The sequence below is a fragment of the Bradyrhizobium altum genome (assembly GCF_020889705.1).
In the GTDB taxonomy this organism is placed as follows: domain Bacteria; phylum Pseudomonadota; class Alphaproteobacteria; order Rhizobiales; family Xanthobacteraceae; genus Bradyrhizobium; species Bradyrhizobium altum.
Window position 1 is genome coordinate 47,905 of record NZ_JACMYP010000022.1, and the last position, 9,554, is coordinate 57,458.

A 9,554-nucleotide genomic window follows, 5' to 3' on the forward strand; every position below is an offset into this window, starting at 1 on the left:
ACAGGATCGAAACATGCCAAGCACGCGGATAACGAGGCTCGGCACCGCGTTGCTCTTCATTTCGCATGATCTCGGCGTGATCGAGAATCTCGTCGACCGGGTACTCGTATTCCACAACGGCCGCATGGTCGAACTGTTCATGCTTCAGTGTCAGCCGGTCGACGAGAACATGGAGCGCTTTGGCGAGCACGTGATTCCGCGCGTGCGGAGCTTGCAGGCGAAAGCCGCCTAGGCGCCGCGTCGACGGTTTGAATTGCTCTCACCGACGCGATGGGCCAGCCGGCTTTATCGGATTGCACCGATCGAAACATTTCATTGCGCCGCTTTCGGCCGGTAGCAATCGTCTATGATCGCGACGCAATTTGCCATGGACACGAATTGGTCGCGACCATTACGTTTTGGCCACATCATTGCTGCGAGCGGCGACGCGACTGCGACATTGATATGAGAGCTTCCACACCAAGATTTCGAAGGTTGTCCTGATGAGCTTCCGTCCCCTGCACGATCGCGTGGTGATTCGTCGAATTGAAGAGAGCAACAAGACCAAGGGAGGGATCATCATTCCCGATACGGCGAAGGAGAAGCCGCAGGAGGGAGAAATCGTCGCCGTGGGTAGCGGTGCCCGGGACGAGACTGGCAAGCTGCTTCCGCTCGACGTGAAGAAGGGCGACCGGGTTCTTTTCGGCAAGTGGTCCGGGACCGAGGTCAAGATCAATGGAGAGGATCTGCTGATCGCCAAGGAATCCGACATTCTCGGCGTGATCGCCTAGGACTCACTACCAACCCTATTCCCCACGATGTCATGCTTCGCGGTCCGGCGCGAGGTAGGGACAGTTTTGCATGAAGGACAATGCACATGGCTGCAAAGGATGTGAAATTCTCTGTCGACGCCCGCGACCGCCTGCTGCGCGGCGTGGATACGCTGGCCAATGCCGTCAAGGTGACGCTCGGCCCGAAAGGCCGCAACGTGGTCATCGAAAAGTCGTTCGGTGCGCCCCGCATCACCAAGGACGGCGTGACGGTCGCCAAGGAAATCGAGCTCGAGGACAGATATGAGAATATCGGCGCGCAGCTGTTGCGCGAGGTCGCCTCGAAGACCAACGACCTCGCCGGCGATGGGACCACGACCGCGACGGTTCTGGCGCAGGCCATCGTCCGGGAAGGTGCAAAGGCCGTCGCGGCGAGCCTCAATCCGCTCGACCTCAAGCGGGGCATTGACCTCGCGGTCGCGGAGGCGATCAAGGATATCGAGAAGCGGGCGCGAAAGGTGCAGTCTTCGGAAGAGGTCGCTCAGGTCGGCACGATTTCGGCCAATGGCGATGCTGCGGTCGGAAAGATCATCGCGAACGCGGTGAAGAAGGTCGGCAACGACGGCGTCATTACGGTCGAAGAGGCGAAGAGCCTGGATACCGAGCTCGACGTCGTGGAGGGCCTGCAGTTCGATCGTGGTTATCTTTCTCCGTACTTCGTCACCAATTCCGAAAAGCTGCTGATTGAGTTTGAGGATCCTTATCTTCTGATCCACGAATCCAAGTTGAACTCGCTGCAGCCACTGCTTCCGGTGCTCGAGGCAGTCGCTCAGTCCGGCAAGCCGCTGCTGATCATCGCCGAGGATGTCGAAGGCGAGGCGCTCGCCACCCTGGTCGTCAACCGGCTTCGTGGCGGCCTGAAGGTGGCGGCCGTCAAGGCTCCCGGATTTGGCGATCGGCGGAAGTCGCAGCTCGAGGACATCGCGATCGTGACGGGCGGTCAGACGATTTCGGACGAACTTGGCATCAAGCTCGAGAACGTGACCTTGTCGCAGCTCGGCCGCGCCAAGCGGGTGCGGATCGACAAAGAGAACACGACCGTTGTCGGCGGGTCGGGCAAGCGGAAAGATATCGACAGCCGGATCGCGCAGATTAAGGCGCAGATCGAGGAAACCACGTCGGACTATGATCGCGAGAAGCTGCAGGAGCGCCTCGCCAAGCTCTCGGGCGGCGTCGCCGTGATCCGCGTCGGCGGAGCGACCGAAATCGAGGTCAAGGAAAAGAAGGACCGTGTCGACGATGCGCTCAATGCGACGCGGGCAGCGATCGCCGAGGGCATCGTGCCGGGCGGCGGCGTCGCGCTGTTGCGGGCGAAGACCGCCATCGGCCGGCTGAACCATGGCAATACCGATGTGCAGGCGGGGATCAACATCGTCCTCAAGGCGCTGGAAAGTCCGATCCGGCAGATTGCCGAGAATGCCGGTGTCGAAGGTTCGATCGTGGTCGGGAGGATCCTCGAGAATAGGTCGCCAACGTTCGGCTTCAACGCGCAGACCGAGGAGTATGTCGACCTGATCGAAGCCGGCATTGTCGATCCGGCCAAGGTCGTGCGCACTGCGTTGCAGGACGCAGCGTCGGTCGCGTCGCTGATCGTGACAACGGAAGCGTTAGTGGCCGAACTTCCAAAGGACAAGTCGGGAATTGCGGCTCCGGGGGCGGGGGGAGAGTTCTGAGCGGCCCAGCCGGCAGCATCGCCGGTTGATCGAGCAGAACGGACTGTCGCGAGGGACGCGATCGAATGGCGGCTTTGATCGGATATCCCTCGCGACGGTCGCTTCGTCGCGACGACCAGCCGTTGAGACGGCCTGAACTGAATATTGAGAAAGTGAGATGGTGTTACACGGAGGCCGGAATTAACCACTCAACCTGTCGCGATGAGCTTTCCGTGGTACACTTAAAGAAATCAAGCGCTTGGTCCAGCTGATGTCCCTGCAGCATCCGTATGTTTTGTTTTTCCGGCTGTCACCGAGCTGCGCCATGAAGCCGAGATCGGCCATTAAAGTCGTAGCGGCAGGCTCGGGTCGATGGGAGAGGTCGCCGGCTGCTGCGTGAAGCGCAGACTCGAGAAGTCTTTGCTACACTGCAGGACTTTACGGTGCGCGTGTTGTTTTGTTTGGCGACAGCTTGCCGGCCCCCGCGGGGGAATTAGGATGCCGACATTGCAACCGAATGCGGATCGGAAAAGGTGACAGAAGCAGCAAGCTCAGCGCGGATTATTGATCTGGCCGCGTTCCGGTCGATACGACGCCAGCAGCGGACTGAACCCGGCACGCCATTCTGGCGGAACGATGCTGCGTCGATGGGCAGCTTCGCGACGCCGCTTTTCTGGTTCTGGCCGACCTGGGTGTGGATTCCTGCGCCGGTGCCGGCAGCGACGGCCGTGCGCTGGGATGCTTCATGAGCGGCGGCAGCGTCGCCTCGTCGCCGGATCAGGACCGTCCATCCGGCATCAACCCGGAACTGCCGGCCATTCTCGGGCGCAACTTGCGGAGGTTGCGAACAAGCCGGGGGCATTCACTTGAGCGGCTCGCCAAGCAGTCCGGAGTAAGCCGAGCGATGCTCGGCCAGATCGAAATCGGAAAGAGCGTTCCCACAATTGCGTTGCTGTGGAAGGTTGCCAACGCCCTCCGCGTGCCTTTCGCCAATCTGCTTCAGACCGAGGTTGCGCGGGGACCCATGGTCCTGAGAAGCAGCGATGCCAAGCTGCTGTCATCGAGCCAAGGGCAATTCACGTCGCGCGCTCTGTTTCCGTTCGATGGCAGTCGGCAGGTCGAGCTCTACGAGCTGAGGATCGGTCCGCTCCACCGTGAGGCGGCGGAGCCGCACGCAGCGGGAACGCGCGAGAACCTCTTCATCGCCAAGGGCGTGGTTGAGATCACGGCCGGCCTCGACAAGCCGCAGACATTGGCCGAAGGGGATGCCATCCTGTTCGAGGCAGACGTGCCGCACGTGTACAGGAACCTGGTCGCCAGCGAGGCGGTCCTCTACCTCGTCATGACCTACGCCGAGACCGTAGCCTGAAAGCAAGCGGGCCGGGCGCAAGGCCGGCCCGCTGTGTCCCTTGTCAGTGCGTGACCTGTCAGGCGGCCTTCATCGGCATGCACATCATCATGCCGCCGCAGCACATCATCATCGGCATGCCCATTTGCATCATGTTCATCATGCTCTCGCAGCACTTCATGAACATGTCCTTCATGGCCGGAACTAGCGCTGCTCCAAGGCAGGTGCCTCTTTGTCCTCTTCAAGACGATAACGGAAGTTGCAGTGGTCGGCGCCGGCCATGATCGTCTGGGTACGCGTCAACTTGAGCCGCGGATCGTAACCCCCGCAGAACGCGCCGTCCCGATTGCACGATAGGAGATGGCCGATGGAACTGAGGCCCATCTCACGGTAGGTCTCGGCGTAGCGACAGCGATGGACGTTGAAGTCGAATTGATCGTCCGTCGCTGCGATGACCTCGATCGTCAGAGCATCGTCCTTCGTCCAGAGGGGCTGGAGCTCCCGAAACGACTGCATGTTGGTGCCGCCGGGGGAGCGCGCGGCAAAATGCTTGCCGCTGGCGATGGCGGCGCGCCGGATCGCCAGCTTGAGGACAGCTTTGGCCTGGTCCTCGCCGAAGTGCTCGCACATGACGGCGTAGATGGGCGCAATAATGCCCGCCTCAATCTTTCGCCGTTCAAGAATTCCAATTTCGTTGTCCGACGGAGAACCGGCCGGCTTTGCGTCAGCCGCTTCGGTTTGATCGGTCATGCAACTCTCCATTTAGCTCTCGATCCGGTGGATCTATTGGGGGCCGGGCGGGACAGAAGTCGTCTGACGCGCGGCTGCGGCCTGGCAGCCTTATGCAAGGCAAAGGCTGCTTGAATCCGCATAATCAGATCGGCTGATAGAGCCATTCTCCTTGGACGCGGGTCAAGAACGTTTACAAAATAAGTACGTGTGGTTCGGTTCGGCGCATTCCGAGCCGTGGACAATGGAGCTCTACGTAGATCGGCGGCTAGGGGGCAGCTTTTTGTTGCCGATGGACAGTTGAGACGCCAGCTTACGTAGCGCCGATCCGTCCGAGAGGGTCGATGACCGCTGGTCGACCTGAGAAATCCATTGTCCGGTTCGATGGCCCGAAACATGGATCGTCAGGGAAATGCCAGCGGACAACCGAAACCAGGGCTGAATGCGAACAGTCACGAAGCAACCGGAAAAAATGGACTGCAATCAAGAATAGCTCGGAAACAAACGGTATGCCGAGCCATCGCTCGGCAGAGCGTGCATCGTTATTTCTGACAGTGGCTCGACACTCAAGAGATAAGAACGCATCATTCCACATCGATCGCATTTGTTGCGCCCGCAGCGCAAGCAGCGACTGGGGCCCGAACAAGCTCATTGGTCGTAAGGCACCGTTTTGCATTGGAGTGTTGGTATGAGCAGATTGAGGACTCACAATGTTTCGCGCCGAACAGTTCTGAAGGCGACCGGCATGGCAGGGCTGGCGGCATCGGCTGGCTTCGTTGGAAACAATATCTATTCACCTGCAGTGGCCGGGCCGGCACCCAAGATTCGGCTCGCCTGGACCGAGGTGGCCGCGTGTCATTCTCCGCTAGGTTTCGGGGTAGCAAAGGGCCTGTATGCCAAGCACAATCTTGATGTCGAATTGTTTTATCAGGGCGCCAGTGGCCAGACCCTGATCCAAGCACTAGCAACAGGCAAGGCCGATGCGGGCGCCGGCCTTGTTGGAGACTGGCTCAAGCCGCTGGAGCAGGGTTTCGATGTTAAGCTGTTCGTGGGGTCGCACGGCGGATGCCAGCGCTTGCTGGCTTCGCAGGCGTCCGGCATCAGGGACATTGCCGGGATCAAGGGAAAAACGATCGCAAGTTACGATGTTGTATCACCCCCGAAGGTCGCGTTCCAGGTCACGCTAGCAAAGGCCGGCATCGATCCAGAGACGGAGGTCACGTGGAAGGTCGTGCCCTTCGATCTGGTTGGCGAGGCGGTCAACAGGGGAGAGGCGGACGTTGCCGCGCATCTCGACCCATGGGCGTACTCGATCGAGAAGAAATTCAATTTCATCAAGCTCGCGGACACACAAACCGACGTATACGAGGGGCACACATGCTGTGTCCTCGGTGCAAACGGGCCATTTCTGGCCGCGAATAAGGACGCTCTTCGTCGGCTCGCGGAGGCCAACATTGAGGTGCACGAATACACCGCCAATCATCCCGATGAAGTGGCGAAGTGGTATTTCGAGACGCTGAAACCGGCTGGCCTGTCTCTGGCCGACCTGACCGAGATCCTCGGCTCGCTGGTTTATCACGATTATCCGATCGGTCAGCCGCTAGTCGATCAGATCCGCATTACCGCAGAGGATTTGAAGCTCGTGAAAGTGCTCGATTCAACCACTGACCCAAAAACGTTTGCAGAGCGGGTCACGGTCAACCTGTTGGCGTGAGGCTTGAGGTGACCGATACGATTCAGATAGGCCGCCGGCTACTGTCGGCGCCGGCGGCGTTTTTTGGAGGTCTGTGGCGCGAGGGTCTTCTAGCGGCGCTCGCATGGGCGGCGGCCGCTGTGATCACCATAGGGATTCCCGATGTTGTGCCATGGGGGGCAGTACGGGCCTGTTCGCCGCGATTACCGGTGGCGTTGCGGTGTTGTTCGTGATTCTGTCACCGATTGTGCCCCGTCTCGGAGGCACCCGTGACTTGCTCCTGCATTACGGGCCTTGGTTTGTCGCCGTTGGCGTGTGGCTCGCCCTTTGGGAGTTGACCACCGCGAAGTTCGGTTGGCTCCCCAAGCCATTCTTCTCCCCGCCGCATGGATTGCTCAATGTTTACGTGACCGATGGCCAACGCCTTCTGATCTGCATTGGCTATACGCTGCGCCTGTGGACGCTTGGCTTCCTCTCCGGCATCCTCGCTGGCTATGCAATCGGTGTAGCGCTCGGCTGGTCGAAACGCTTCAGTTACTGGGGCATGCCGTTTCTGAAGCTGATCGGCCCGGTTCCGGCGACTGCTTGGATACCCTGTACTTTCTATTTCTTCCCGACCACATTTGGCGCCAGCGTCTTCATCGTTGCGCTGGCCTCCGGCATTCCGGTGGCAATCCTGACTGCGTCTGGGGTCAGTTCCGTGAATCGCACATTCTACGATGTCGGCCGCATCCTCGGTGCGGACAACTGGTACCTGATCCGCAGAGTGGCAATCCCAGCATCGACTCCGCATGTTTTTGTCGGCTTGTTCATGGCCCTTTATTATTCGTTTGCCGTCCTGGTGGTGGCCGAAATGCTCGGTGCGAAATACGGGCTCGGCTGGTACATCCAGTTCCAAACTGCCTATTCCGGCTATGCGAATGTTTATGCCGCCTTGATCATCATGGCGATATTGTGCGCGGGTCTCATCCCGTTGCTGTTTGTGGTGCGTGACCGCCTGCTGAGTTGGCAGGAGGGGTTTATCTGATGTCCATCGCAGCGCTCGCGCCAGCTGAGCCTGGCATTTCGGGGCCTATCAGTATGGCTATCGACGTCCATGCGGTTAGCCATCGGTTCAGCCTTACGGGTTCGCAACTTCCAGTGATCGAGACGCTCGATCTCAGCATTGCACCAGGAGACTTTGTAGCGTTGCTTGGACCATCTGGCTGCGGGAAGTCGACGTTGCTGCGCCTGATCGCAGGCTTGGAGAGGCCGACCAGCGGCAGCATCCTGGCAGATGGCCGACCCATCACCCGTCCTGATCCATCTCGCGGTCTGGTCTTTCAGGATCCGACGCTGTTTCCGTGGGCTTCTGTGTGGAAGTACGTGGCGACCGGGTTGGAGGCGCGGGGCCGGCTAAGGGAGGAGCACGAGCGTGTCGACAGTGCGCTGGCACTCGTGGGGCTCGAGGCGTTCGCCGACGCGTATCCCCACCAGCTATCTGGCGGCATGGCACAGCGCGCATCACTGGCGCGCGCACTGGTCAACGACCCGGCGCTGCTCTTGCTTGATGAGCCGTTGGGCAAGCTCGATTCACTGACCCGGTTGACATTGCAAGCAGAACTGGTGGGTTTGTGGCAGCGCAATGGCTTCACCGCGCTCCTGGTCACGCATGATGTCGAGGAAGCGCTGTTGCTCTCGTCCCGCGTCATCGTACTTAGTGACCGTCCTGCACACATCAAAGCTGAATTCCGTTTCGACAAACCGTATCCGAGACATCGCGATGATCCGGATTTGGTGACGCTCCGCCGCAGCATTCTCGCAACCCTCGGCCTTCCGACCTGATGCGAATGGTGGCGCGGACAGCGGCGGGCCTTCGTCCGATCGGGATTCTTGTCTTGGCATTCGCTATCGTCTGGTGGTGGATTACGTACCAGGAGGTCATCCTGTACGCCTACCTCTCGATCCCGGAGGCGGGGCGTTGCCTCGTTGGTCGTTCCGACATCTGCGATCTTGCCCGCTCGCTTTGCCGAGGCGCGCACCCGGTCTCAATCATCAACTATTGGTGGGGCACCTTCTGGATCGGTGCCATCCTCGCGTCGGCGAGCCTACTGCTGCATGGTCCGCGCCGGTCTTAGTGTTCCCGGTACCTAATCAGCTCCTCCAATAGGATAAGTCTTCTGGCGATTGATTAGACGTCCAGCCCGTACGTTCGTTCGCACTGAATCGCAAGCGGCGACGCGCACGCTAACTGGGCACGTCACGTCGGCGACGACCAGAGGAAACGGACACGGCGCGCCGAAAATGCCGGCGCCGATGCCGTCAAGGAGCGAAACGCACAGCGCCGCGGTGGCAGGTCCGATGATGGCGGCATCCTTGCGGATGCGCTCGATGGTCCAGCCGGCGTAGCGCTGATGACTGGAGGCCATGTGCTCCGGCACGGTCGTGTGCTTGTGGTTGCCGCTCATGCGCGGCGATCCGCTCACCCTTGTGGATAATCTCGACGGTGCGGGCGGTGACGTGTACCTGAACTTCGGCGCGGACGAAGCGATGCGGTACGCTGTAGTAATGCGCCTCGACCTCGACGTGATAGTCGATGCTGACCCGGCAGATCCGCCACTCGGCAAACACGTAAGGGCTCTCCGGCAAGGCCTTGAGTGCCGGCCGGTCTGTCAATCGGCCCTTTAATTGCGGATTGATGTCAATTTCTTTCAGAAGCCATTCGGCAAAACGGTAGCGCTCGGCCCGACGGAGCGGGTCGGGGTTGCGGAGACGGGGCGAGCGCGGCTGTGAGATCGATAGCCAGCTCGTATTCGTGGGCCGATTAGCCGTTACCTAAATCTCAATGCGATCAGGTGCCCGTCGCGGGGGTCATGGTCCTTTCCGAGGTCGCAAGCGCCTCATGATGATGTCCGGATCGGGTGCCTCATCGTTTGCAACGGCGTGCGGGCGAGCCCCCGCCACCAGCCGATTGACCGAGGTCACCACGACCACCGTCCCAGCGGGACATCGCCGGACCCGGCGAACCGGGCCAGGAACATGCAAAATGAGTCCAGGCCGGCGCGTGGCCCCAGTCGAACGACGTGCCATCGAAGGAGCCGATCGCAATCAGCGCCTACCTGAAGTCGTCGAGCTGAACGTCTTAGCCAACAGCAACGGAGACATCTGGCTTGGTTCGCGGGCAGAGCGCTTGTCGCTGCGGTTTTGGTGACGAAATCAAGAAAGGCGTCTTCTGCGTCTAGTGCTCGGAATGCCTATGGAGCGTTTACGCTTGGCCGTGTTGCTCAGTTTGACACAGGCCATCCGTGCTTTAGCAGCAGTTTATATCCGTGACGGCTCGCCCA

At 60.2% G+C, this 9,554-nt stretch carries 11 protein-coding genes and 1 pseudogene; 9 read left to right on the forward strand and 3 right to left on the reverse strand.

Going from position 1 to position 9,554, the window contains the following annotated elements; translation table 11 throughout:
* Window positions 1-13: 13 nt before the first annotated feature.
* The 5 genes from H8B02_RS09110 to H8B02_RS09130 all read left to right on the forward strand — a co-directional run bounded on the left by H8B02_RS09110 (window position 14) and on the right by H8B02_RS09130 (window position 3,830).
* Window positions 14-232, forward strand: coding sequence for a hypothetical protein (locus H8B02_RS09110; RefSeq protein ID WP_229165904.1), 219 nt, complete (start codon window positions 14-16; stop codon window positions 230-232).
* 250 nt (window positions 233-482) lie between these two features.
* Entirely contained in the window at window positions 483-770 is a 288-nt protein-coding gene (gene groES / locus H8B02_RS09115; RefSeq protein WP_028340011.1) for a co-chaperone GroES, read from the forward strand.
* A gap of 86 nt (window positions 771-856) precedes the next feature.
* Window positions 857-2,482: a chaperonin GroEL gene (gene groL, locus H8B02_RS09120; protein WP_229165891.1), complete on the forward strand. Its 1,626-nt coding sequence runs from the start codon at window positions 857-859 to the stop codon at window positions 2,480-2,482.
* 512 nt (window positions 2,483-2,994) lie between these two features.
* The gene (locus H8B02_RS09125) at window positions 2,995-3,210 is read left to right on the forward strand and encodes a hypothetical protein (protein WP_229165892.1); all 216 of its coding nucleotides are present in this window, start codon (window positions 2,995-2,997) and stop codon (window positions 3,208-3,210) included.
* Window positions 3,207-3,830 carry a helix-turn-helix domain-containing protein gene (locus tag H8B02_RS09130; RefSeq protein ID WP_229165893.1) on the forward strand — a complete coding sequence of 208 codons (624 nt, stop codon included), beginning with the start codon at window positions 3,207-3,209 and terminating at the stop codon, window positions 3,828-3,830. Before H8B02_RS09125 ends, H8B02_RS09130 begins: the two co-directional genes overlap by 4 nt.
* Before the next feature lie 183 nt (window positions 3,831-4,013).
* Here the strand turns inward: H8B02_RS09130 and H8B02_RS09135 are convergent, their stop codons facing one another.
* Window positions 4,014-4,559: an L-2-amino-thiazoline-4-carboxylic acid hydrolase gene (locus tag H8B02_RS09135; protein WP_229165894.1), complete on the reverse strand. Its 546-nt coding sequence runs from the start codon at window positions 4,557-4,559 to the stop codon at window positions 4,014-4,016.
* A gap of 667 nt (window positions 4,560-5,226) precedes the next feature.
* Here H8B02_RS09135 and H8B02_RS09140 point away from each other — a divergent pair.
* The 4 genes from H8B02_RS09140 to H8B02_RS09155 all read left to right on the forward strand — a co-directional run bounded on the left by H8B02_RS09140 (window position 5,227) and on the right by H8B02_RS09155 (window position 8,348).
* The gene (locus tag H8B02_RS09140; RefSeq protein WP_229165895.1) at window positions 5,227-6,252 is read left to right on the forward strand and encodes an ABC transporter substrate-binding protein; all 1,026 of its coding nucleotides are present in this window, start codon (window positions 5,227-5,229) and stop codon (window positions 6,250-6,252) included.
* Window positions 6,253-6,403: 151 nt separating this feature from the next.
* The gene (locus H8B02_RS09145; protein WP_229165896.1) at window positions 6,404-7,258 is read left to right on the forward strand and encodes an ABC transporter permease; all 855 of its coding nucleotides are present in this window, start codon (window positions 6,404-6,406) and stop codon (window positions 7,256-7,258) included.
* On the forward strand, window positions 7,258-8,055 hold the full coding sequence (locus H8B02_RS09150) for an ABC transporter ATP-binding protein (RefSeq protein WP_229165897.1): 798 nt from the start codon (window positions 7,258-7,260) through the stop codon (window positions 8,053-8,055). The genes H8B02_RS09145 and H8B02_RS09150 overlap by 1 nt, the downstream gene beginning before the upstream one ends.
* 53 nt (window positions 8,056-8,108) lie before the next feature.
* Window positions 8,109-8,348, forward strand: a complete 240-nt coding sequence (locus tag H8B02_RS09155; RefSeq protein WP_229165898.1) for a hypothetical protein — start codon at window positions 8,109-8,111, stop codon at window positions 8,346-8,348.
* 12 nt (window positions 8,349-8,360) lie between these two features.
* Here H8B02_RS09155 and H8B02_RS48855 read toward each other — a convergent pair whose 3' ends face one another.
* Entirely contained in the window at window positions 8,361-8,678 is a 318-nt protein-coding gene (locus H8B02_RS48855) for a hypothetical protein (protein ID WP_376711628.1), read from the reverse strand.
* Between the two features lie 34 nt (window positions 8,679-8,712).
* A pseudogene (locus H8B02_RS48860) lies at window positions 8,713-8,841 on the reverse strand (Mu transposase domain-containing protein); the annotation flags it as partial.
* Window positions 8,842-9,554 lie beyond the last annotated feature (713 nt).